23 protein-coding genes are annotated in these 23744 nt (G+C 49.1%); 12 read left to right on the top strand and 11 right to left on the bottom strand.

What is annotated here, in order from left to right; genetic code table 11:
* Positions 1-88: 88 nt before the first annotated feature.
* Both ACQ5ES_RS00090 and mutY read right to left on the bottom strand, forming a co-directional pair.
* Positions 89-361: an oxidative damage protection protein gene (locus ACQ5ES_RS00090; protein ID WP_445013937.1), complete on the bottom strand. Its 273-nt coding sequence runs from the start codon at positions 359-361 to the stop codon at positions 89-91.
* Between the two features lie 40 nt (positions 362-401).
* Entirely contained in the window at positions 402-1448 is a 1047-nt protein-coding gene (gene mutY / locus ACQ5ES_RS00095; RefSeq protein WP_445013938.1) for an A/G-specific adenine glycosylase, read from the bottom strand.
* Positions 1449-1602: 154 nt separating this feature from the next.
* On the opposite strand from mutY, the gene ACQ5ES_RS00100 reads away from it, so the two are divergent.
* Positions 1603-2664, top strand: a complete 1062-nt coding sequence (locus tag ACQ5ES_RS00100) for an OmpA family protein (protein ID WP_445013939.1) — start codon at positions 1603-1605, stop codon at positions 2662-2664.
* Positions 2665-2748: 84 nt separating this feature from the next.
* Positions 2749-3480 (top strand): tRNA (guanosine(46)-N7)-methyltransferase TrmB, encoded by a 732-nt coding sequence (gene trmB, locus ACQ5ES_RS00105; RefSeq protein ID WP_445013940.1) that lies wholly within the window; start codon positions 2749-2751, stop codon positions 3478-3480.
* Positions 3481-3484: 4 nt separating this feature from the next.
* Here the strand turns inward: trmB and hemW are convergent, their stop codons facing one another.
* Together hemW and rdgB are read right to left on the bottom strand one after the other, a co-directional pair.
* Positions 3485-4621: a radical SAM family heme chaperone HemW gene (gene hemW / locus ACQ5ES_RS00110; protein ID WP_445013941.1), complete on the bottom strand. Its 1137-nt coding sequence runs from the start codon at positions 4619-4621 to the stop codon at positions 3485-3487.
* Complete coding sequence (rdgB, locus tag ACQ5ES_RS00115; RefSeq protein WP_445013942.1) at positions 4618-5214, bottom strand: RdgB/HAM1 family non-canonical purine NTP pyrophosphatase; 597 nt, start codon at positions 5212-5214, stop codon at positions 4618-4620. The genes hemW and rdgB overlap by 4 nt, the downstream gene beginning before the upstream one ends.
* A 71-nt stretch (positions 5215-5285) precedes the next feature.
* Here rdgB and ACQ5ES_RS00120 point away from each other — a divergent pair, with 71 nt between their 5' ends.
* Complete coding sequence (locus ACQ5ES_RS00120) at positions 5286-7025, top strand: potassium/proton antiporter (RefSeq protein WP_445013943.1); 1740 nt, start codon at positions 5286-5288, stop codon at positions 7023-7025.
* Here the strand turns inward: ACQ5ES_RS00120 and ACQ5ES_RS00125 are convergent.
* From ACQ5ES_RS00125 to ACQ5ES_RS00140, 4 genes are read right to left on the bottom strand one after another with little or no spacing between them, the layout of a single operon-like run.
* Entirely contained in the window at positions 7022-7465 is a 444-nt protein-coding gene (locus ACQ5ES_RS00125; protein ID WP_445013944.1) for a DUF4426 domain-containing protein, read from the bottom strand. The two genes, ACQ5ES_RS00120 and ACQ5ES_RS00125, sit on opposite strands and share 4 nt — an antisense overlap.
* Before the next feature lie 4 nt (positions 7466-7469).
* On the bottom strand, positions 7470-7994 hold the full coding sequence (locus ACQ5ES_RS00130; protein ID WP_445013945.1) for a YggT family protein: 525 nt from the start codon (positions 7992-7994) through the stop codon (positions 7470-7472).
* A 29-nt stretch (positions 7995-8023) separates the two neighbouring features.
* On the bottom strand, positions 8024-8851 hold the full coding sequence (gene proC / locus ACQ5ES_RS00135; RefSeq protein ID WP_445013946.1) for a pyrroline-5-carboxylate reductase: 828 nt from the start codon (positions 8849-8851) through the stop codon (positions 8024-8026).
* The gene (locus tag ACQ5ES_RS00140; protein WP_445015338.1) at positions 8832-9551 is read right to left on the bottom strand and encodes a YggS family pyridoxal phosphate-dependent enzyme; all 720 of its coding nucleotides are present in this window, start codon (positions 9549-9551) and stop codon (positions 8832-8834) included. Before ACQ5ES_RS00140 ends, proC begins: the two co-directional genes overlap by 20 nt.
* A gap of 38 nt (positions 9552-9589) precedes the next feature.
* Between ACQ5ES_RS00140 and ACQ5ES_RS00145 the strand changes: the two genes are divergently transcribed.
* From ACQ5ES_RS00145 to tsaD, 3 genes are read left to right on the top strand one after another with little or no spacing between them, the layout of a single operon-like run.
* Positions 9590-10627, top strand: coding sequence for a type IV pilus twitching motility protein PilT (locus ACQ5ES_RS00145; protein WP_445013947.1), 1038 nt, complete (start codon positions 9590-9592; stop codon positions 10625-10627).
* A gap of 33 nt (positions 10628-10660) precedes the next feature.
* Positions 10661-11773: a PilT/PilU family type 4a pilus ATPase gene (locus ACQ5ES_RS00150; protein WP_445013948.1), complete on the top strand. Its 1113-nt coding sequence runs from the start codon at positions 10661-10663 to the stop codon at positions 11771-11773.
* Between the two features lie 51 nt (positions 11774-11824).
* Positions 11825-12850, top strand: coding sequence for a tRNA (adenosine(37)-N6)-threonylcarbamoyltransferase complex transferase subunit TsaD (tsaD, locus tag ACQ5ES_RS00155; protein ID WP_445013949.1), 1026 nt, complete (start codon positions 11825-11827; stop codon positions 12848-12850).
* Here tsaD and plsY read toward each other — a convergent pair.
* Positions 12847-13437 carry a glycerol-3-phosphate 1-O-acyltransferase PlsY gene (gene plsY / locus ACQ5ES_RS00160; protein ID WP_445013950.1) on the bottom strand — a complete coding sequence of 197 codons (591 nt, stop codon included), beginning with the start codon at positions 13435-13437 and terminating at the stop codon, positions 12847-12849. The genes tsaD and plsY overlap by 4 nt on opposite strands.
* A 97-nt stretch (positions 13438-13534) precedes the next feature.
* Between plsY and folB the strand changes: the two genes are divergently transcribed.
* From folB to ACQ5ES_RS00175, 3 genes are read left to right on the top strand one after another with little or no spacing between them, the layout of a single operon-like run.
* Positions 13535-13888, top strand: coding sequence for a dihydroneopterin aldolase (gene folB / locus ACQ5ES_RS00165; protein WP_445013951.1), 354 nt, complete (start codon positions 13535-13537; stop codon positions 13886-13888).
* A gap of 1 nt (position 13889) precedes the next feature.
* Positions 13890-14441, top strand: coding sequence for a 2-amino-4-hydroxy-6-hydroxymethyldihydropteridine diphosphokinase (gene folK / locus ACQ5ES_RS00170; protein ID WP_445013952.1), 552 nt, complete (start codon positions 13890-13892; stop codon positions 14439-14441).
* Positions 14438-15232, top strand: coding sequence for an undecaprenyl-diphosphate phosphatase (locus ACQ5ES_RS00175; RefSeq protein ID WP_445013953.1), 795 nt, complete (start codon positions 14438-14440; stop codon positions 15230-15232). Before folK ends, ACQ5ES_RS00175 begins: the two co-directional genes overlap by 4 nt.
* Here the strand turns inward: ACQ5ES_RS00175 and ACQ5ES_RS00180 are convergent.
* On the bottom strand, positions 15221-16327 hold the full coding sequence (locus ACQ5ES_RS00180) for a tRNA nucleotidyltransferase/poly(A) polymerase-related protein (RefSeq protein ID WP_445013954.1): 1107 nt from the start codon (positions 16325-16327) through the stop codon (positions 15221-15223). The genes ACQ5ES_RS00175 and ACQ5ES_RS00180 overlap by 12 nt on opposite strands.
* Positions 16328-16431: 104 nt before the next feature.
* On the opposite strand from ACQ5ES_RS00180, the gene ACQ5ES_RS00185 reads away from it, so the two are divergent.
* The 3 genes from ACQ5ES_RS00185 to ACQ5ES_RS00195 are packed head-to-tail and all read left to right on the top strand — an operon-like array spanning position 16432 to position 20414.
* On the top strand, positions 16432-17874 hold the full coding sequence (locus ACQ5ES_RS00185) for an ExeA family protein (RefSeq protein WP_445013955.1): 1443 nt from the start codon (positions 16432-16434) through the stop codon (positions 17872-17874).
* Complete coding sequence (locus ACQ5ES_RS00190) at positions 17874-18584, top strand: general secretion pathway protein GspB (protein WP_445013956.1); 711 nt, start codon at positions 17874-17876, stop codon at positions 18582-18584. Before ACQ5ES_RS00185 ends, ACQ5ES_RS00190 begins: the two co-directional genes overlap by 1 nt.
* A 54-nt stretch (positions 18585-18638) precedes the next feature.
* Positions 18639-20414 carry an acyl-CoA dehydrogenase C-terminal domain-containing protein gene (locus ACQ5ES_RS00195; protein ID WP_445013957.1) on the top strand — a complete coding sequence of 592 codons (1776 nt, stop codon included), beginning with the start codon at positions 18639-18641 and terminating at the stop codon, positions 20412-20414.
* Here ACQ5ES_RS00195 and putA read toward each other — a convergent pair.
* A complete protein-coding gene (gene putA / locus ACQ5ES_RS00200; RefSeq protein WP_445013958.1) occupies positions 20411-23578 on the bottom strand; it encodes a bifunctional proline dehydrogenase/L-glutamate gamma-semialdehyde dehydrogenase PutA in 3168 nt (1055 codons plus the stop codon). The genes ACQ5ES_RS00195 and putA overlap by 4 nt on opposite strands.
* Positions 23579-23744 lie beyond the last annotated feature (166 nt).

Here is a 23744-nt window from a genome sequence, read left to right on the forward strand (position 1 = left end):
AAAATTTAGGAAATAGCGCTGAAAAAAGATTCATAAGCGTGAAAATCAGGTAAGAAAAAGCCCCATAATTAAGGGGCTCGCTTAGCGTTTATTTGCTGGGTGGTGTGTAGCCTTCAATTTCGATGTCTTGTCCTTCGAAAAGAAAAGCTTTCATTTGTTCCTCTAAAAATTCCCTGGACTTAGGATCCATAAGGTTCAAACGTTTTTCATTAATGAGCATCGTCTGTTTTTTCTGCCACTCTGCCCAAGCCTCTTTAGAAATCGATTCGTAAATTTTCTGACCCAATTCACCTGGATACATTTGAAAGTCGAGACCTTCAGCTTCTTTATTCAAATATTGGCAATATACCGTGCGACTCATATTTACCTCAATGCTCTTAAAAGAACTGCAATATTACGCATTATACCTGCTTCTGACAAACATGTCCGGACTCAAGTTTTTGCAGATATTTTCGAATGGGAGCTGGTAATCCGAGGGTCGCGAGATCCTCTAAGGCGATGCGCTGTTGCGCAGTTTTGGGCGGTGCGGGTTGACGCCATATCGAAGCGGCAAGCTTATAGTGGCTGAAGGTGTGTTTAAATTCGGCGAATGGCTTACCTGTTGGCGACGTTTGCAGTTCTGGGAGGCTCCAAAGGTTGGGCCAGACACTGCTGGCGTCGCGTTTTTCCAGCACTACACCGGCAGGAGTCAAATCCAGAACAAAGTAACCATTTCGTGTTGGAATGGATTTTTTGGTTTCACGTTTAGGGTAAAGGCTAACTTGATCACCTTTCAGGCTTTGGCAATTCAGCTGCAATGGACAATCGTCACATTGCGGCTGTTTGGGTTTGCAGACAGTGGCACCGAGATCAAGCAGGCCTTGTGCGAAGCGGCGATTCTGCAACTGCGGTGTGAAGTGTTCTGCTAAATTCCAAAAGTAACGGTCATGGGAACTTTTGTTGACCAAAAAAGGTAGTGCAAACAACCGCGCGAACAGACGTTTAACGTTGCCATCGACAATAGCTCCAGGTGCGTCGTAAGCAAATGCGCGAATAGCACCAACTGTGTAAGGCCCAATTCCAGGAATTTCACGTAACTCCGCGGCTGAGCTTGGGATTTTACCAGCATATTGATTGACTACCGTGGTCGCTGCTGCCTTTAGATTACGGGCGCGACGATAGTAACCAAGGCCTTGCCAGAGTTGCATTACCTCGTCTTCAGACGCTGCGGAGAGTGAACAAACATCAGGGAATCGGGCAATCCAGCGCTCGAAATAGGGGATCACTGTTTTTACTTGAGTTTGCTGCAGCATGAGCTCACTGACGAGGACATGATAGGGAGTGGCTTCACGTTGCCACGGTAAATCATTTCGCCCATGTTGCGCTTGCCAGTCGATAATAACTCGAGCGAGTAACTCAGGAGAGATGATTTTCGCTGCTGAGCCTCTATAATATTCAATAGGTTGCATGAATCCTCAACGTTTTTTTTTGATACGGGTTCAAGGCTTTGTAAAGCTTTTGTAAACCTCAAAGAATTCGCCGAAATACAAGCAAAACTTGCTTATATCGTATATAGTAAAGGGAAATCAAAACCTATTCATTGGGAAATTAAAGGAGCATCTCGTGAATCGTATCGCCGCAATTTCATTTGCTGTAATAGCAGGCCTTTCAGTTACTGGTACCGCATTTGCGCAAGCCAGTTCTAACGAAGGCCAATGGTATGTCGGTCCACGTCTTGGACCATTAGGTACGGACTCTGATCGTGTCGCTATCGATAACAATCAGTTACGTACGTTCAAAGGTGGGTTCGACAGTGCATTCTATGGTCTAGAAGCCGGCTTTCAGTTTACCCCAGAGTGGGGCCACCGTGTCTATTATGATTACTTGCGCGGAGACCTGGAAAACGCGGATTCTGCCACCGGTCAAGTTTACGGTGTTGATTTACTCTACAACTTTACCGAAAATGTTTACGGTAGCATCGGTATTAACTACACCGAGCTTGGTGACGTTTCAAACCGTTTCTTGCGTGTTGGAGCAGGTTACCGCGAACAACTCAACAACAACTGGCAGTTGTTTGTTGAAGGTGGAGTACAACAGAGCGACGGTGACTTAACTGAGTTCTTGTTGATGACAGGTTTACGTTACTATTTTGGTCAGTCATCCAGCCCAGCACCTGCACCAGCGGCACCAGTCCCAGCGGCTGCGCCAGTTGATTCAGATGGTGATGGTGTTGTTGACGCTAAAGACCGTTGCCCGAATACTCAACCGATGCATAAAGTCGATCAGTACGGCTGTGTAATGTATATCAACGAAACAGTTACTCACGAATTGATGATCAACTTTGCTTTTGACTCTGCGGTTATCCCAGCAGGCGAGAAAGTTGAAATCCAAGATACTGCTGATTTCTTGAAAGAGTTCCCGCAGTTGGATATTCGCATTGAAGGTCATACTGACGACATTGGCACGGTAGAATACAACCAAGATTTGTCAGAACGTCGTGCAAAATCAGTAGGTGATAGCTTGACCTCGGACTTCGGTATCGAGCAAGAGCGTGTTAACACAGTAGGTTACAGCGAAAATCGTCCATTAGTACCGAACGATTCGCCTGCTAATCGTGCGAAGAATCGCCGTATTGAAGCGAAAATGTCGGTAACTAAAGAAGTACCGGTAAAACAAGATAACTAAGACTTAGTTATTTTTTGAGAAAGGCGCACCGAGTCCAACTTGGTTGCGCCTTTTTTGTCTTAATTTGAGATAGAAAACTCTGCCATGAACGAAAAGCAATCAACTCAGACCAATCTAAACGAAGCGCAAGAGCAAGGGCGTTATATTCGTAAAATTCGTAGTTTTGTGAAACGCGAAGGTCGCTTAACCAAAGGTCAGGCTGCTGCACTTGAACGCAGTTGGCCAACTATGGGACTCAAACACGAAGATGGTAAACTCGACCTGGTCGACGTTTTTGGGCGGGACGCAGACACCATAGTCGAAATAGGTTTTGGTATGGGACAGTCACTGGTTGCTATGGCAGCTGCTGCACCAGAGAAGAACTTTATCGGTATAGAAGTGCATCGACCAGGCGTGGGCGCTTGCCTGATGGAAGCCGAAGAGCAGGGCGTGACCAATCTACGAGTCTTTGAACATGATGCCGTAGAAGTTTTGCAAGACTGCGTTGCGGACAATGCTTTGGCCGGAGTACAAGTATTCTTTCCCGACCCATGGCACAAAAAGCGTCATCATAAACGACGTTTAATCCAACCGGAATTTATCGAACATTTACGCGGTAAATTACAAATCGGTGGGGTATTGCATTTGGCAACCGACTGGGAAAACTATGCTGAGCATATGTTGGCGGTGATGCAAGCTGCCGCAAAATGGCAAAATTTGTCAGCAACTAACGACTACATTCCACGCCCCGCTGAACGGCCGTTGACCAAATTCGAAAAACGCGGTGAACGTTTAGGTCATGGCGTCTGGGACTTAAAATTCACTCGCATTGAGTAGCTTTTTAAACCATTTCATCAAGTATTGAATTTAAGAAACGGCGTCCCAGTGGCGTCGTTTCCCATTGATTATGAGTGCTCGTCAATAAGCCTTTAGTTATTGCTGGAGCTAGTGCTTGCTCGGCTTCAGCAAGTAGCAGACCCGTGCGCTCAACAAAGAGTTGCTTGGTCATAGGTTCATTCAGGCGTAGTAAATTCATAAAGAATTCGAATGGCAATTCCGCGGGCGTGACGTACCACAAACGGTAGCGCAAGGGCCGGGTAAGATCTAAATAGCCCTGTGGGTGTTTGGTCTTTTCGCAGCGTAGGATTTGGTTTGTTTCAGCTCGCGTAATTTTACTATGTGCGCCGCAGCCAATTCCCAAATAATCACCAAACTGCCAGTAGTTGCGATTGTGCTGACTCTGTTCACCGGCTTTTGCGTAAGCGCTCACTTCATAGTGATGATAGCCCGCCGCTTCCAATTTTTCGTGGCCGCGTTGATAAATTTGCCACAGCACTTCATCGTCAGGAAGTTTCGGTGGGCGACTGGCGAATGACGTGTTGGGTTCGATGGTAAGTTGATACCAGGAAATGTGTGGCGGATTCAACGCTATAATACCGTCGAGATCTGCCATCGCCTGGGCTAGACTTTGGTCGGGTAGGCCGTGCATTAAATCCAAGTTGTAACTGCGTAAACCTAATTTGTCGGCATGTGCTGCGGCGGCTATGGCCTGCTGTGGATTATGAATCCGACCAAGACGTTGTAATTGCTCCGCGGCAAGACTTTGTACGCCAATCGATAATCGGTTAACACCTGCCTCGACGAAGCCTTGAAAGCGTTCTTTTTCAAAGGTGCCAGGGTTAGCTTCTAAGGTGATTTCGCAATCGGCAGTGAGTTCTACATGGTTTGTTATGCCATCAAGCAAGCGTTTCACCGCCTTTGGTGTTAGTAAACTCGGTGTTCCTCCACCAATAAAAATGCTTTGTATGGGACGCCCCTGAACCCATTCAAGATCCGCCCTCAGGTCGTCCAGTAGACGCGCAATGTAGGCATCTTCCGGAACACCACCTTTGAGTGCATGCGAGTTAAAATCACAATAGGGGCATTTTTGCACGCACCAGGGAATGTGCATATAAAGTGATAGCGGAGGAAGTATCATGATTGCGCTTGCAGCTGTCGAATCAGATTACGTAATGCTTGACCGCGATGACTAAGTTGGCGCTTACGTGCGCTGGCAAGCTCTGCAGCCGTGCAATTTTCGCTTGCCAGATAAAAAACCGGATCATAACCAAAACCGCCTTCACCACTTGGGAGTAAAGCGATTTGACCGTGCCAGATACCATGGCACAGCACTGGGGTTGGATCAGTTGCGTGACGCATAAACGCAAGTACACAATGAAAGCTTGCGGTGCGTCGTTCTGGTGGGCTATCCGCAAGTGCGTCGAGGAGTTTTACCACATTATCATGGTCAGTTGCGTTGTCGCCTGCGTAACGCGCGGAATAGATGCCAGGAGCACCGTCGAGTGCGTTAACCGCGAGGCCTGAGTCGTCAGCCAGTGCCGGAAGTCCAGTTTGCTCGGCGGCATGACGTGCTTTTAAAATAGCGTTTTCAACAAAACTGAGTCCGGTTTCTTCAGCTTCGGCAAATTTCCATTCACCTTGGGCACGAACTTGCCAGTCGAGAGGTTGCAATAACTCCTTCAACTCGCGTATTTTTCCTTGATTACCAGTAGCTAATACAACTTCTTGCATGACAGATGACTTCGGTTTCGGCACAATAGGTCTAGTATAAGGCATGCGGCACACTGACCAAAGGGGAAATCTTGGCAGACTTAAACGGTATTATGCTGCTCATGGGCTCACTACTCTTGGTGAGCATTCTCGCTGCGGTCGTATCTTCGCGGCTTGGCGCTCCTTTGCTCCTGGTATTTCTGGTGGTTGGAATGCTGGCGGGCGAAGAAGGTTTGCTCGGCATTGAATTTGACCAGCCGCAAGTTGCTTTTCTGATTGGTTCATTGGCGCTAGTCATCATTATCTTTGATGGTGGTATGCGAACTAAGCGCGAGCGCTTCCGGGTTGCGCTTTGGCCAGCTATTAGTCTTGCCACATTAGGGGTTGCATTAACCTCGACATTGACCGCTTTAGGTATTGTTTGGCTATTCGACTTGCCTTGGGCGACTGCGTTGTTGATAGGGGCTATTCTTAGTTCTACTGATGCTGCGGCGGTATTTAGTATCTTTCAATCCCAGAACCTGAAAATTAAACAGCGTGTCGCTTCAACCCTGGAGATTGAGTCGGGCACTAACGATCCGATGGCGGTGATCCTGACGATGACGATGACGACGTTAATCGCATCGGGACAAGCCTTCTCATTTTCTGCTGTTGGTTTAGAGGTTGCCCAGCAACTTATCGTCGGCTACGCCAGCGGTTGGATTGGCGGCCGGATATTTGTCGAAATGGCCCGTAAAATCACGACCCAGTTTGCATTTTTCCCGTTGCTCGCAGCAGCTAGTGCTGTGGTTGTGTTCGCGCTCACATCTGGCGCCGGTGGCAGTGGTTTTCTGGCGGTATACCTCATGGGTTACATGATCGGCAATGCACGGCTACCGCAATTAATGCACATTCTGCAAGTACAAGATGGACTGGCGTGGTTAAGCCAAATCATGATGTTTCTAATTCTTGGGTTATTGGTGACACCATCACACTTGATTGAGAACTTGTGGCTATCGTTAAGTATCGCTGGCTTAATGATTTTCATTGTCAGGCCACTGGCCGTTGTTATCAGTTTGTCACCATTTGCTTTTCCCGTACGTGAACAGCTGTTTATCAGCTGGGTGGGTTTACGTGGTGCGGTGCCTATCATTTTGGCGTTGTATCCATGGCTAAGTGGCCTGCCTGGACAAGAGCTATTTTTTGATGTGGCATTTGTGGTGGTGCTGGTGTCACTGGTGTTGCAGGGCTGGACCCTCGCACCTATGGCGCGTTGGCTCAAGCTAGAAGTGCCACTGGAGGCTGAACCTGATCGGCGCATGGCGCTAGACCAGGTAGGTAGCAATGACCCGCTGGAATTATGGTCCTATGAGATTAGCGAGCGCTCGCCAGCCTGCGATCATTTTTGGTATGAGTTGCGTTGGTCGGTGCCACTCGAATTTGTGGGATTGATTCGCAACGGTGAATGGTTACAGCCAGAAACGCGGCCGAAGCTACTTGAAGATGATCACGTATTGGTGGTTGCTAAAGTCCAACATCTCGATGAGATCAGTCGTGTGTTAGCTGCAGGTGGAAAATCGCGGTCCCTCAACAGCAGTGATTTCTTCGGCGACTTTACCTTAAACGGCGACTTATCGCTGGCTGATGTCGCTAGCTTCTATCCGTTAGGTAACTTACCTGAAGCGGAGGCCGGAATGACCTTACATGCGTACTTCTCACAGAAGTTTCATCGGCGTATGGTGGTGGGTGATCAACTAACTTTGGGACGTGTTCAGCTCACCGTCCGTGAGCTGAACGAAAACAATAAAATTAGCAAAGTAGGGATTAAGTTGCTCGAGCGCGAAGACAACTAATTACGCCAGAATTCCTCTGAGAAACGAAGTTCCTGTAGTTCATCACCCTGTTTAATGGTAATGAAGAACCGCAGAGTTTCAAGGTTGGTGAATGACGTCTGCGCTAGGTAATAAACCGCATCACCTTCAACTATTTCGCGAAACTCCAAGGTTTGTTGCATGCTCAGTGGATTCATCACATAACCTTCAACCGTCACTTGTTGTGCTGGTTTACCCGGTTGTTCCGCCGCGAGTACTGAAATATTCAGCGTGGCTAGAGTGCTTGAACGTTCAAGATTATACTGGCGTGCCATCTCTGGGCGCAACAGGGTGGAATTGAAAGCGTTGTAATGTACTTCCCAAGGGCCAAGGCGCTTACTTTGCTCCGCTAGCGCGGGAGTCGCAACGACGGACCCTGCGCTAATGAGCAACATCATTAACCAAGAGCTTAGTTTGTGCATAACATTAAATCCCTATCAATATGCGTAGTGCCTGAATACCTATGACCAAAACCAACACCGACAAATCGAGTCCACCTAACGGCGGAATGATGCGGCGAATAGGAGCTAAGAAGGGTTCAGTTAACTGCACCAGAATTGCCTGCATGGGGTTGTAACCTTGCGCAAACCAGCTTAAAAGTGCACGAATCAGTACAATCCAGAACAATAATTGCAGGAACTGACTAACCGCGCTGAGCACACCTACCAATAAAATGTCACTCCAGATCATAGGATAACCGTGCACCGCATACAGCGCGACAAATTTAGCAATGCTAACCAGCAGCGCGAGAACTATGGTGGCCAGATCCCATACCCCAACCATTGGAATGACTTTGCGTAACGGCAGAACCAACGGGTTTGTTGCCTTCACCACAAACTGACTGACCGGATTGTAAAAATCAGCACGAGCGGCCTGAAGCCAGACTCGTAAGATCACCACCATCAAAAACAGCTCGAATACAATGGTGATAAGAAAACGCATGAGTTCCATAGTTTTTCGCCTTTAAACCTGTAGACTTTTTAGAAAAGTTCGGCCATTTCCTGGTTTCGTTTTACTGCCGCTTTGACCGCAGAATCGGAGATTTTATCAATATCGAATGCTTGGTATTGCTCAATGCCTTTCGCCGTTGAACCACCTTTGCTAGTAACTTGTTTACGCAAGTCCTCTAATTCCAGGTCACTGGCAATCGCCATCTCGGCTGCGCCTAACGCTGTTTGTTGCACCATGGTACGGGCTTTGTCACTGTCGAAGCCAAGGGCAACAGCTGCTTTTTGCAAGCTGGCCATGAATTCAAAAAAGTAAGCAGGTCCACTACCAGCTACTGCGCCAAGGATATCAAGTTCATCCTCATCAGCAACCCATAGTGTTGCGCCTACACCATCAAATGCTTCGGTAATGTAAGATTTATCAGCATCATTCACACGGTCGTCAGCGACCAAACCTGACATACCTTTACCCACTAACGAAGGTGTATTTGGCATAACCCGAATCATGCGGATATCGTCACCAAGATACTGGCGATATTTTTCGATACGAATACCGGCAGCGATGGTAACAATTAACTTATCTTTTAAATTGTCGACTTGTTCGGTAAGTGCGGCACACACATCTGCCATTAACTGGGGCTTCACAGCAAGTACGATGACATCGGCGGCGTTGGCGACCTCTGCATTGTCTTGGCTGGTATGCACCTGCAAAGACTCCGCCATTTTTTCGAGTTTTCCAACACTTGGATTACTGATGTAAATTTGATCGCTCGGATAGCCACTTGAAACCATTCCGCCGACGATACTTTGGGTCATATTTCCAGCGCCAATAAAGGCAATTTTACGCACTTGCGTTGTCATTCTTTACTCCTTTTGTATCACGGGCGCCGAATAAGGCCGTACCAATACGAACCATCGTTGAACCGGCTTTGATAGCAGGTTCAAGATCATTACTCATGCCCATAGAAAGTGTATCAACTGTAGGATATTGGGATGCTAATTGCGAAAACAACCTTTGCATTGCTTGCAAACTCTGTTGCTGTTGCGAGCTGGATGCATTGGCTGCAGGCAGTGTCATCAGACCTCGCAAGGTCACTTGCGGAAACTCCTGTAATTCTGCAGCAAAGTCTAGCAACTGCTCGGGTTGGATTCCGGCTTTACTTCGCTCATCATCAATATTGACTTGAATTAGAATGTTGAGTGGCGCTTGATTTTTAGCGCGTTGGTCGTTAAGTCGGCGGGCAATCTTCAACCGGTCAATACTTTGAACCCAATTAAAATTGGCGGCGATGTCACGTGTTTTATTCGATTGGATGGGACCAATAAAATGCCAGACGATGTCGTCTAAATCGCTTAATTGCTGTTGCTTTTCGAGCGCTTCTTGTAAGTAGTTTTCACCGAAGCATCGTTGTCCTGCCAGATATAGCTCGCGTATCTTCTTAGCTGGTTTGGTTTTACTTACAGCTAACAATTGCACCGATTCTGGTCTACGATTGCTTTGTAGACAGGCCGATGCAATGCTATTGCGGACTTCTTTTAAGCGGTCAATTATGCTATTCATCATGTTACGGCTCACCGACAATAAATAAGAGAACTGGTATGGATATAACTGAGTTACTAGGCTTTGCCGTCAAGAATAACGCGTCAGATTTACACCTTTCGGCAGATTCTCCCCCTATGATACGGGTTGATGGTGATGTTCGTAAAATTAATATTCCGGTGCTGACCCACAAGCAAGTACAGGAATTGGTTTACGACATCATGAATGATCGCCAAAGAAAGGAGTACGAACAGAACTTTGAATGCGATTTTTCTTTCGAAATTCCTGATCTTGCCCGTTTTCGGGTGAACGTATTTGTACAAAACAGAGGGTGTGCCGCAGTGTTGCGGACGATTCCCAGCGATGTACTGACGTTAGAGCAACTGGGTTGCCCAGAAATTTTCAAGACGATTGCCGATCAACCGCGTGGATTAGTCTTGGTGACAGGGCCTACGGGGTCTGGTAAGTCAACCACTTTGGCGGCAATGGTCGATTTTATCAATGAAGCTAAGCATCACCATATTCTCACTATTGAAGATCCGATCGAGTTTGTGCACAAGAATAAGCAGAGCTTGATAAACCAACGTGAAGTGCATCGTGATACCCATAGTTTTAGCGCGGCGTTGCGGTCTGCGTTACGTGAAGACCCTGACGTTGTGCTGGTCGGTGAGATGCGTGACCTGGAAACCATCCGCTTAGCTATGACGGCGGCAGAAACTGGTCATTTGGTGTTTGGAACCTTACATACCACTTCCGCGCCAAAAACAATTGACCGGATTATCGACGTCTTTCCAGGTGATGAAAAACCAATGGTGCGCTCGATGTTATCTGAATCGTTGCGCGCGGTAATTTCGCAAACGTTGTTAAAGCGTGTCGGTGGCGGGCGTGTGGCGGCACATGAGATTATGATCGCAACGTCAGCGATTAAAAATCTTATCCGTGAGGACAAAGTGGCGCAGATGTACTCGTCAATTCAGACCGGCGCCTCGCATGGCATGCAGACCTTGGATCAAGGCTTGCTCAACCTTCTCAATCAAGGCTTAGTAGCGCGTATTGACGCACGCGCGAAAGCGGCGAACAAAGAGGCGTTTAAATAACCGATGGCGACTGATCAGAAGCGAGGAAGCACTATGTTGCTAGATAAATTACTTAAGATCATGATTGAGAAAGAGGCATCGGATCTTTTTGTTTCCGCTAACTTGCCGCCAAGTGCCAAAGTAAATGGCGAACTACGTCACCTCAGCGATCAAAAACTTTCCGAGGAGGGGGCGTTAGATCTGGTAAAAGAGGCGCTTGGAGAAAAGCATCATGATGAGTACTTCAAGCATTTCGAAGCAAACTTTGCGATTTTTCGCGAAGGGATTGGTCGCTTTCGGGTAAGTGCATTTTGGCAACGGCAACGCGCCGGCATGGTGATTCGTCGAATCGTTACAGAAATTCCAACCGTGGACGAATTAAAGTTGCCGGAAACCCTTACCAAACTGATTATGGCGAAACGCGGCTTAGTGCTGGTCGTTGGTGGTACAGGTACAGGTAAATCAACGAGCTTAGCGGCATTGCTTGGTTATCGTAATCAGAATTCTCGCGGACATATCATAACCATTGAGGACCCAGTTGAGTTCGTCCATGAACATGGTAAATCGATGGTTACTCAACGTGAGGTAGGAACCGATACAGAAACTTTTGAAACGGCCTTGAAAAGTTCGTTGCGGCAGGCACCAGATGTCATCCTAGTTGGCGAGATCCGCTCGCAAGAGGTCATGGAATATGCGCTTACTTTTGCTGAAACTGGTCACTTGTGTGTCGCAACATTACACGCTAACAATGCCAACCAAGCGATCGAGCGCATCATGCATATGGTGCCAAAAGAGAAAGTGGGTAAATTGATGTTTGACCTTTCACTTAACCTGCGCGGCATTGTTGCACAGCAACTGGTACCAACGACGGATGGTGGTCGGGTAGCCGCAATTGAGGTGCTGTTAAATAGTCCAATTGTGGCTGAAAAGATCGCCAAGAATGACATGGGCGAAGTCAAAGAAATTATGGCCAAATCACGTGAGCTAGGTATGCAGACCTTCGATCAGGCGCTATTTGACTTGTACAAGGCACGTAAGATTTCTTTTGAAGAAGCAATACGCCATGCTGATGCACCAAACGATCTGCGTCTGCGCGTGAAGCTCAGTGGCGAGTCACGTCCGGGCGATGAAGGTGGTATGAAAGGAGTGACTGTCGATCTTGAGTAACTTCGAGTAAACTACCGCTCTCAAATTTATGCTGGTGGTACGAGGTTAAGCATGCGCGTGTTAGGTATTGAAACATCCTGTGATGAAACAGGAATCGCGATTTACGATACTGATCAAGGCCTGTTAGCTCATCAATTGTATTCGCAAGTGAAATTGCATGCGGATTATGGTGGTGTGGTGCCTGAATTGGCGTCGCGCGATCATGTCCGAAAAACCCTGCCATTGATTCAAGCCGCATTAAGCGAAGCAAACCTGACCTCTGCTGATATTGATGGTGTCGCTTACACTGCGGGGCCAGGTCTGGTCGGTGCGTTATTGGTGGGTGCCTGCATTGGCCGTAGTTTGGCGTTGGGGTGGCAAGTTCCGGCAGTCGCGGTGCATCACATGGAAGGTCATCTGCTGGCGCCCATGCTTGAACCTGAAGCTCCAGATTTTCCTTTTATCGCTTTACTGGTTTCCGGCGGTCATACACAGTTGGTGCGAGTAGATGGTATCGGTCGTTATGAGTTGCTGGGTGAATCAGTAGATGATGCAGCGGGTGAAGCTTTCGATAAAACGGCAAAGTTAATGGGGTTGGATTACCCTGGCGGCCCGCGATTGGCTGCATTGGCTGAACAAGGACAAGCAGGCCCTTATAAGTTTCCGCGACCGATGACCGATCGACCTGGGTTAGATTTTAGTTTCAGCGGGCTGAAGACCTTCGCTGCAAATACCATCGCTGACGCAGCTACCGATGAACAGACTCGGGCCAACATAGCGCGCGCGTTTCAGGAAGCCGTAGTAGATACTCTCGTCATAAAATGTCGCCGTGCGCTGCGTGAAACAGGGCTTAAACGTCTAGTTGTCGCTGGTGGAGTGAGTGCGAATAAAGAGCTGCGACGGCAATTACATGCATTTGCTGAACAAATTGGTGGACAGGTGTTCTTCCCGCGCCCCGAGTTCTGTACTGATAACGGCGCGATGATTGCTTTTGCCGGGGCCCAACGATTGGCAGCTGGAGAGCAGGTAGATACCGCAGTGAAAACCTTTCCGCGTTGGCCCTTGGAGCAGCTAGAGGCACCGCAAATGAGGTCTTAACGGCGACGCCGAATGCGTTGCTCACTGCCGTGGCGAAGGCGGGAAATATTGGCTTGATGACGCCAAATGATGAGAATTGAAATCATAATTGTCGGTACGGTGTACTGAGGTTTGATCCAATACGCATAAAACGGCGCAAGCGTCACGGTGATGATGGCAGCTAGAGAGGAAACTTTACCGATTCTGAAAACCAGTAGCCAGGTTGCAATAAGTAGCAGCGCCATTTCCCATGCTACTGGAAACATGGTGCCTAAGGCGGTAGCAACAGCTTTACCGCCACGAAATTGAAAGTACAACGGAAAAATATGACCAAGACAAGCGGCGACGGCGATCATACCCAGGAATAGTGGTGTGATACCGAGAAAGTATGAAACCCAAACCGGAATCATGCCTTTCAAAACATCAAAGCTTAAGGTCAAAATAGCCGGGACTTTACCGCCTAACCGGTAAACATTGGTAGCACCCGGATTTTTCGATCCGGTGACACGAGGATCAGGTAGGCCGAACAGTTTACAGATGATAACTGCACTGCTTAACGATCCAAATAAGTAGGCCACGACAATGGCCAATACAATTATTGCACCCATATAGTTTATTTTCCGGCGCGCTTTCCGTTACTATCAAAGACTTAAGCATAAGCGCTTCTGGAATAAATTTCTACGCTGATTATAAGAGTTGTGTTGAATGGATAAAGTGTTTGTTAAAGGCTTACGCACAGACGCCCTGATTGGCGTTTATGAGTGGGAACATGAGCAGCGCCAGCCATTACTAGTTGATTTGACCATGGATTGGGATCAAGCTGCTGCTGCGGCTAGTGATGAGCTAGAGCATGCCCTGGATTATGCTGCTCTAAGTCAGGCTGTGGTGAAGTTGGTTGAATCCCGACCCCGGCAACTTATCGAAACCGTGGCTGAAGAAGTGGCGCAATTGATCTTAAGTGAGTTTCAGGTGACGACTGTTAAGGTCTGCGTGAGTAAACCAAAGGCTGTCGCAGCTGCTCAGACTGTTGGTGTTGAAATCACCCGGAGTCGCAGCTGATATGTCGTTGGCGCAAGTGTTTTTAGGATTAGGCAGCAATCGACGACGACAGCATCACATTGCGGCGGGCATACGTGCATTGCACCAGCAGTTCGCGACTGTAGAACATCCGCTGCGCGTGGCAGCAGTATACGAAAGTGAAGCGATTGGGTTCGCGGGACATGATTTCTTGAATACCGTCGTGGCGTTAAAAACTGCTCTTTCGATGACTGAACTTAGCCAATCCTGTAAAGCTATTGAGCGCGCCCATGGACATCCGTCCAGCGCAGCCAAGTACAGTCCGCGCACACTGGATATAGACGTGCTGTTATACAATGATGAGGTGTGCGAGACACCGGTACAACTGCCACGTGCGGAGATTTTGCACAACGCTTTTGTGTTGTGCCCGCTGGCTGAGCTGGCGCCCCACCATCGTCATCCTGTTGTCGGTGAGTCATTTGCACAACTTTGGCAGAATTATCGTGGCGAACAACGCTTGCAACGGATAGAATTCCCGTTTGAAGATCTCCCCAACTTAATAACTCCCAACACTGCACAAGGAAAGCTAAGTTGAGTACGTTTGAAGCTATAATTCTTGCACTTATACAGGGTTTTACCGAGTTTCTTCCGATCTCCAGCTCCGCGCATTTGATTTTGCCGTCGCAGCTATTAGGGTGGCAAGACCAAGGGCTGGCTTTTGATGTCGCGGTGCATGTTGGCACCCTGGCCGCGGTTGTGTTTTATTACCGAACCGAGGTGGTTGAGCTAGTTGTAGGTTGGTTTAACAGTCTGCGTGGGCAGCATACCAGCCATAGTCGATTAGCTTGGTTTATTGTTTGGGCGACAGTACCTGCGGCGATGGCAGGTTTACTCGGTAACGATTTGTTAGAAAACTACGGCCGCTCCGCCCTCGTCATTGCAAGCTCTACCATCGCCTTTGGTTTCTTGCTTTGGTATGCCGATACCCGGGCCAGCGAAAAATCATCACTCAGTGCTTTGACGCTGAAACAAGCGTTATTTGTTGGTCTGGCGCAAGCTATCGCATTAATTCCTGGTACCTCACGTTCAGGTATTACCATTACCGCTGGATTGCTGTTGGGATTGACGCGCATGGATGCCGCCCGTTTTTCGTTTTTGTTGTCGATACCGATTATTATGTTGGCGGGTGGGTACAAAGGTGTACAACTCATACAGCAGGCGGAACCGGTCGCTTGGGGTCTGGTGCTGTTGGGAATGGCCATTGCCTTTGTCGCGGCGTATGTGTGCATCAAACTGTTCCTGCAGGTAATTGAGCGGATGGGGATGTTGCCCTTCGTCATCTACCGCCTGGTGCTCGGTGCGATTTTGTTCTACCTATTCCTTTAGAACCCCGGCAATCGCAGTGTCACGCGCTTGTTGAACCGCTGCGCCGATCTCTGGACCAACCAAACTTTCTCCAGCGGCGCGCGCTTGCTCAATAAGCGTCGCGGCCGAAACCCGATCTGCTGCGTCGAAGGCTGTTTGTAACTTTTCCTGTTCGGTTAAGGTAAGGCCCTGTTGCCGCCAAACCAGCAGAAGTTGACCGAATCGTTCAGGCCGGCGCCAGAGGTCTGCATGTAGCGCGCACTCGGCAAAAACTTTATGTTGTGTGAGCTGTTGCGCAGCCGCATGCCAGCGGCAGGCTAGTTTACCGAGCTGGCGCCATTCCTTCGGCACTCGCAAACGCTCACTGAGCAGGTTAATTTGCGCAGCTGAAAGTTCGCCCATCCAAAGCGCGAACACTAACTCCGCAGTCGTCATATCGATCGCCGAAAGGCGCGCTTGCACGGCGTGAAAAGTTGTGTTGTCTTCTAGTTCAGGGAACCAGGGCGAGAGAGCCTCTGCGTCTTTAAGCACCTTAAAATAAACCGCAGGGCGAGACGTGTTCAGCGCTTTCACAGTTTCCTGCCAAACCCGTTCGTTGGCGAGTGTAGCAAGCTCGTCATGGGTGCTGATTTGACGCATCAGTTGTAAGGTTTCCGCAGCGATCACAAACCCATCGTCAGCAAATCGAGCGGCAAATCGAGCGGCACGAAGCACCCTTAACGGGTCTTCAACGAATGCGGACGAAACATGTCGGAGCATGCGCGCCTTGAGATCGGCCAAACCTCCGTAGGGGTCGATAAGTTGGCCATCATCAGCTTCAGCAATGGCGTTTATGGTTAGATCGCGGCGTTGTAAATCTTGTTCGAGAGTCACGGAAGGTTCGGCGGCGATGGTAAAACCTGTGTAGCCTGGTCCTGACTTCCGTTCGGTGCGAGCCAATGCATACTCTTCATCGGTATGTGGATGTAAAAATACCGGAAAGTCTTTCCCGACCTGGCGAAAACCACGAGCTAACATTTCTTCAGGGGTCGCGCCTACTACTACGTAGTCCCGTTCATGTAAGGCTTTACCCAATAACTTGTCGCGCACTGCGCCACCGACCAGATAGACTTTCACACCACACTCCTATTTATTTATCCTGATGATGGCGAATGACTAGCCCTGATGCAAGTCAGTCGTTACACTGAAGATCGTTTCACGTTAGCAAATGACTACATACTATGTATCTGAACTACTTTGGCTTACAAACAGAACCGTTTTCTATTGCGCCTGATCCTAGCTTTCTGTATCTCAGTGAACGTCACCAAGAGGCGCTTGCACATTTGAGTTATGGATTGCAAGGTAGTGGTGGTTTCATCTTGCTCACAGGTGAAGTGGGCACTGGCAAAACCACCGTATCTCGGGCATTGCTCGAGCAGTTGCCAGAGCAAACTCGCACGGCATTTATCCTTAATCCGATGCTCAACGAAACAGAGTTATTGGCGACCCTGTGCGATGAGTTTGGCATTCGCTATGCGAAGCGTAATATCACCAATAAACGCTTAACCGATAAACTTTCGGAATTTTTACTTGCAGCCCATGCCGAAGGTGAACAGTGTGTGGTGCTAATTGATGAAGCGCAACATTTACGCCCACAAGTTTTAGAGCAATTGCGGCTGTTGACCAACCTGGAAACCAATCAAAATAAATTGCTACGGGTAATACTGATCGGTCAACCAGAATTACAGGATTTGCTGCGTCGCCGTGAGTTACGGCAACTTGCGCAACGCATTACTGCTCGCTATCACCTGTTGCCCCTGCAAGAAGGCGACACTGAACGCTACATAAATTACCGGTTGCAGGTTGCTGGCGCCCAGCGGGCATTATTTGATAAAACCGCGTTACGCTTAGTACATCAGTACAGCGGTGGTATACCAAGACGGTTAAATTTACTTTGCGATCGTGCTTTGCTAGCCGCATACAACGATCAGGTACAGGTTGTCGGTCGCACACAAATACGTCATGCGGCTCAGGAGTTAGATGTTGCTGGTGGTACTTCGCGGCGCCTGCTCAATCCATTGGGAGCGGTAGCTTTAGCTGTTATCGCTCTAGCCCTGGGTGCGGTGGGCAGTTGGTGGTGGCAGTGGCAGCAGAATACCGCTATGCCGGTCACTGACGACCGCGTAACTGTTGCCCAGCAACAACCAGTAAGAGACTTACTGCGAGCATGGCAATTACCACAGCCAGCGAACGACAAAACCTTGTGCGACTGGGTGGTAACGTATCAGCTGGGTTGCGTGACAGGCCGGTTGCGTTTCGATCGCATCAAAGCACTAAATTTGCCGGTGTTACTTCAATTAGAGTCGGGTAACTGGCAGTGGATTGGCGCTGCCAACACGCAGCCTGCGGACGGTTGGACTGGTGAGTTTATGGCACTGTTTCCGCACCCTCCGGGCTACAGTTTGAGCGATGCCGAAACATATCAGCTATGGCTGCAAAAGCAATTGCACACATACGTTACTGATCCGATTCAGGATTTGAGTGCATTGACTCAAGCGGTTCAGCAGCAACATGGTTTGCCTATGACCGGCGAACTTGATGGCATAACCTTAGCGTGGCTCGCCAGTCACCATACAACTATCGGACCGCGGTTGCAGCAGCGAGAGTCTGGGGGGCAATACTGATGTCGTCGGTATTAAAAGCGTTACGGCAGCAGCAATCAAAGCTACTGCCAGCACAGTCAGCCGTATTACTCGAACCCGCAGCCCGCCAACCAAGATCTTTGCTGTGGTTGGCTTGGTTGGCAGTTCCGTTTGCAGCAATCATGGGTTGGCTAGCGGTGCTATTGCTACTGACGCCAAATCCACCACAGCAACCAATTGTAGCAACCGAACAGCAGTGGCAGTTGGGTGAGCCGAAGCCGGTGCGCGTTGTTGCACTACCTGCGCCGAAAGCGGTGTCAGAGCCTGTAGTAACAGTAGCAGCGCAACCGGAACGACAACAACAAACACAGTCGAGCTTTTCAGAACCAGCAGCAGTAGCAAAAGATCAAGCTGTCGATCTTAATCAAGTGCCAGCAGATTTACTCTCCGCATTTGAAGAGGCGATTGTGGCTACCGGCAGCCGAGGTAGTCAGAAAAATTCGGTTCTGCCGCGCATTAGTGATCTTACCGGGCGTTTGCAGTCGCAGATCCCGAGTTTTAGTTACGATGCCCACCAATACTCATCGCGGGCCAATGAACGCTTTATCGAACTGGCCGGAAAGCGTTTACGCCAAGGTGATCTTTGGCAGGGAATTCAGGTTCTTACAATCGCACCGAACCACGTTGTTTTAGCACTTGGCAACGATGCATTCCAACAACCTGCATTAGAGGACTGGACAAGCTCGCGTTAAGTTGATATTAAAACACCTGTTTAAATTCATTGTTTGATTTTATTGAGGTGGTGTATGGCGGATTATCGAGTTCCTCGTGATGACATGCAGTTTTTGCTGCAAGATGTGTTCCATGTCGATGAAGATTGGGCGCGCTTTTCTTCGCTCGCTGAGGTTGATGTGGATATGGCGAGAGCAATTATTGATGAAGCTGCAAAGCTAGCTGAGTCGATGATTGCACCCCACGCCCGTGCTGCCGATGAAGAAGGCGTGACATTCGATAACGGTAGGGTTACCACTCCACAAAATTACCAAGAGAATTTTCAACAGTTAGCCGCTGGTGGTTGGGTTGGAGTAACAGCGAATCCAGACTTTGGTGGTATGGGCCTACCCAAAGTAGTTTCGGCACAGTACGAAGAAATGCTATGTGCTGCTGATATTTCTTTTTCGCTTTACCCAGGTCTTACAGCCGGCGCAATCATTGCCATTGATGCCTACGCCAGCGATGATTTGAAAAACCTTTATTTACCGCGTATGACTGCTGGCGAATGGACCGGCACAATGTGTCTGACTGAGCCGCATGCGGGCACTGATTTGGGAATTATTAGAAGCAAAGCCGAACCGCAAGCGGACGGCAGCTACGCTGTTACCGGTACCAAAATCTTCATTACCGGAGGCGAACATGATCTCACCGAAAATATTGTCCACTTAGTACTGGCAAAGCTTCCCGGCGCGCCAGCGGGCAGTAAAGGTATCAGTCTGTTTATTGTGCCTAAATTTTTACCCGATGCAGATGGCAACGTCGGCGAGCGTAACGGTGTTCAGTGCGGCTCCATCGAACATAAAATGGGTATTCACGCATCAGCAACTTGCGTGATGAACTTCGACGGTGCCAAAGGTTGGCTAGTGGGCGCTCCACACCAAGGTTTGCCGGCGATGTTCACGATGATGAACTACGAGCGCTTGGGCGTAGGCATTCAGGGACTTGGGGCTGCGGCACGATCTTACCAAACCGCGCTGGACTATGCCCAGGACCGGATTCAAGGACGGGGCGCAAAAGCCACGCGGGATCTTGATAAAGAAGCCGATCCGCTGATCGTGCATGGTGATGTCCGTCGTATGTTGCTGACTATGAAGGCTTTTGTTGAAGGTGGACGAGCATTTTCAACCTATGTAGGACAGCAACTTGATACAGCGAAGTACAGTGATGACGCCGCTGAAAAAGCGCGCGCTGACGCATTGGTTGCATTACTGACCCCGATAGCGAAGGCATTTATAACCGATACAGGCTTCGAGACCACGGTCATCGGTCAGCAAGTATTGGGTGGCCATGGTTATGTGCGGGAGTGGGGGCAAGAGCAATTGGTACGCGACTGTCGTATCGCTCAGATTTACGAAGGGACCAACGGCATTCAAGCTCTTGATTTGCTAGGACGCAAGGTTGCTGGTTCGCGTGGTGAGCTAATTAAACCATTGCTGGACGACATTCAGAGTCTGCTGGACGAGCCGGTGGCGGAACTCGAAGCTGAATATGCGTTGTTGGCACAAGCCGTGCGGCGCGCTTCTGCAGTAACAGAAAAAGTCTTAGGGCAGGTTGCTGAAGATGAAAACGTGATTAACAGTGTGGCAGTTGAATACCTGCATCTGCTTGGCTATGTGATTTATGGCTACTTGTGGTTACGGATGGCAAAAGCTGCATTACCACTGACCGCGGAGCGTCCATATTTATCGAGTAAAGTTAAGACTGCGAAGTTTTTTATGGCGCGACTCTTACCGCGGGTAGAAAGTCTGGCCGCCGCCGTGGAAGACGGCAGCCAGTCGTTGTACTTGCATGAGTTGGACGAGTTTTAATCACCCAAAGAGAGCAAGGTTGCGTTACCACCAACAGCAGTGATGTTGTTGGTGCGCGTTTTTTCGGTGATAAAGCGGGTGAGGTAATGTGGCCCACCTGCTTTTGGACCAGTACCGGACATACCGCGGCCACCAAATGGCTGTACGCCAACTACGGCACCGATTTGGTTGCGGTTAATGTAAACGTTACCTACATCAATCCGGCGCGCGATATCGGCAGCAAAAGTTTCGTTGCGGCTATGAATGCCAAAGGTTAAACCAAAGCCAGTCGCATTGATGCTGTTGATAACATCGTCGAGATTGTCGGTTGAATAGCGAATAACATGTAAAATGGGGCCAAAGTTTTCTTTTACCAATTGATTGATGCTATCGATTTCAATCGCCGTCGGTGCAACGAAAGTTCCGCCATTGGTGTAATCCGGCATTGGCGCTTTTCCGATCAAACGGCCAGCTTGGGAAATATCGCTGATATGTTGTTCCAGAGTACTTTTAGCGACACCATCAATAACTGGACCAACGTCGGTCTCATGTAATAACGGGTCGCCAACTTGTAGTTCTGCCATCGCACCTTTTAATAGGTCGATGACACGGTCAGCGATATCGTCCTGGACGAACAATACGCGCAGCGCAGAGCAGCGTTGCCCGGCGCTCTTGAACGCACTATCGACAATATCAGTTACCGCTTGTTCAGGTAGCGCGGTTGAATCTATCAACATGGCATTCTGACCGCCTGTTTCAGCAATCAATGGCACGATTGCGCCAGTACGTGCCGCCAGGGCACGGTTAATAGATTGTGCAGTGTAAGTAGAGCCAGTAAAGCAGACGCCACCGATATCTTCCTGGCTAACCAAAAATGAACCTACTTCAGCGCCACTACCCGGCATAAAGTGCACCACGTCACCTGGGATACCTGCTTCAAGCAACAGCTGAACTGCGCGGAAAGCGATAAGTCCAGTTTGTTCGGCGGGTTTAGCGATGACACAATTACCGGCGACCAAAGCGGCAACAACCTGACCAGTAAAAATGGCGAGCGGGAAGTTCCAGGGACTGATGCAGATAAAGGTTCCGCGGCCTTGCACCAAGAGTTCGTTGGTTTCGCCGGTGGGACCGGGTAGGGTCGTGCTGTCCGCCATTAATTTACGCCCTTCAACAGCGTAGTATCGGCAGAAGTCGACGGCTTCACGTACCTCATCGATACCATCTTGTAAGCTTTTACCGCCTTCGAGCGAGCACAATGCGATCATCTCATCACGGTTAGCTTCCATTAAATCGGCAAACTTCTCCAGAGCCTTTGCACGGACTTCGACATCGGTATCGCGCCAGCGGCGATACGCAGCATTGGCGCTGTTCAACGCTTGTTCAGCAAGTGCTTTGTCACCCCAGCTGATACTACCGATTTGCCGTTGGGTTTCTTGTGGACTGGTAATGCTTACCCGATGGTGGGCATCAGCAACTTCGCCATTGACGATTGGACCGCCCTGCCATTGTTTATCACGGTATTGCTGCACCGCAGCAATAAAGTCATCTGCTTGCGAATGAATGTTCATGTTCAATCCTAACGAGTTTTTGCGATCGCTGAAAATCTGCGTCGGCAATGGAATTTTAGTGTTGGCCAAAGTCTCGTACTTGGTAATGGTGTGCATCGGGTGCTTGATGAGCTCGTCGACCGGGGTATCTGGGTCGACTAACTTATGCACAAACGAGGTGTTGGCGCCGTTTTCTAGTAAGCGACGAACTAAGTAGGGCAACAAATCTTTATGTGCACCTACCGGTGCATAAATACGCACCGTAGTTTCTGGTTCGTCTTGCAGTAGGGTGTCGTAAAGCTCATCGCCCATCCCGTGTAGCCGCTGGAATTCAATACGGCGTTTAGTAGTTTCATTCATCTGTTGAATAGCAACCACGGTTTGCGCATTGTGAGTAGCAAACTGCGGGTACAGCGCACCATCAGTAGCCTCGCTCATCAAATAGCGAGAGCAGGCAAGGTAGCTGACGTCAGTATTCGCCTTGCGGGTGAATACTGGGTAACCGGTCAGGCCATTCATCTGACACAGTTTTATTTCAGTGTCCCAATAAGCACCTTTAACCAGTCGTACCGGTATCTCATCACCGCACTCGCGGGCCAGCGCGGTTAACCAGCACAAAGTTGGCAGGGCGCGTTTCGAGTACGCTTGAACAACCACACCAAAGCGTGGCCAGCCTTTACATACGCCGCTACGGTAGACTTTCTCAAACAACTCTAACGATAATTCGTGGCGGTCGGCTTCTTCGGCGTCAATGGTGACACCGACATCTGCTTCTTTAGCTAACTTGACGAGGTCAGTAAGACTTTGCGCAAGTTCGGTCAGTACCCGATTTTGATTCGCCGATTCGTACCGTGGGTGCAGGGCAGATAACTTGATCGAAATAGTCGGCCGTGGCGCCTTGGGATTATTAAAATCCTCTTTTGCCACTACCTTAATAGAGTTCACATACTCTTCATGATAGCGTCGCGCATCAGCCATAGTTAGCGCCGCCTCGCCTAACATGTCGTAGGCATGGGTGTAGCCTTTATCACGATTGGCACGGCTATTCTTTAGCGCTTGTTCGATGCTTTCCCCAAGCACAAACTGTTTTCCCATAATACGCATCGCGGTGTACGTTGCTTTACGCACGACGGGCATGCCTAAGCGTCGGGTTAGGCGTCGAAACACGCCGCGTGGGGTTTGCATCGGTTGTCCGGTTGGGTTGATCACCGTATTGGTTAAAGCCAAACCCCAGGTTCCGGAGTTCACTAACCACGATGCGCTTTGTCCCATATGCTTTTGCCATGCGCCGCCCGAGAGACGATCCTGAATTAAGGCATCTGCGGTGCGGGCATCGGGAACACGCAATAAAGCTTCAGCCAAACACATCAAGATGATGCCTTCTTTGGTATCGAGGCTATATTCCTGTAAAAAAGCATCGACACCGCCGCCTTCGGCACGCTCGCGTACGGTATTGACCAACTTGGCTGATCTTTCGGTTACCGCATCAAGGGTCGCGTCATCATTAGGCACGAGTTGCATCAACTCTTGCAGATACGCATCTTCATCAACTAAATAACTTTCTGTGATTGCGCGTTGCAAAGTGCCGAGGTCGGCACCGGTGTACTGAGCCTGAAGTACATCACTGGCTTTGAACATAGCATCTCCTGTAAGACTCAGCCTAAGGCTGGAGGGGACATAATTTGCGCGCAAGTATATGTCTTTTTTAGCGCGCGTAAAGCCCATACAATCAGATTTCTAAATTTTTTCTCGCCGCCCACGGTGCAATTTTTGTACCCTTCTGTCAAGACCATTTCAGTTGACC

It is taken from the genome of Pseudidiomarina xizangensis (assembly GCF_052541995.1).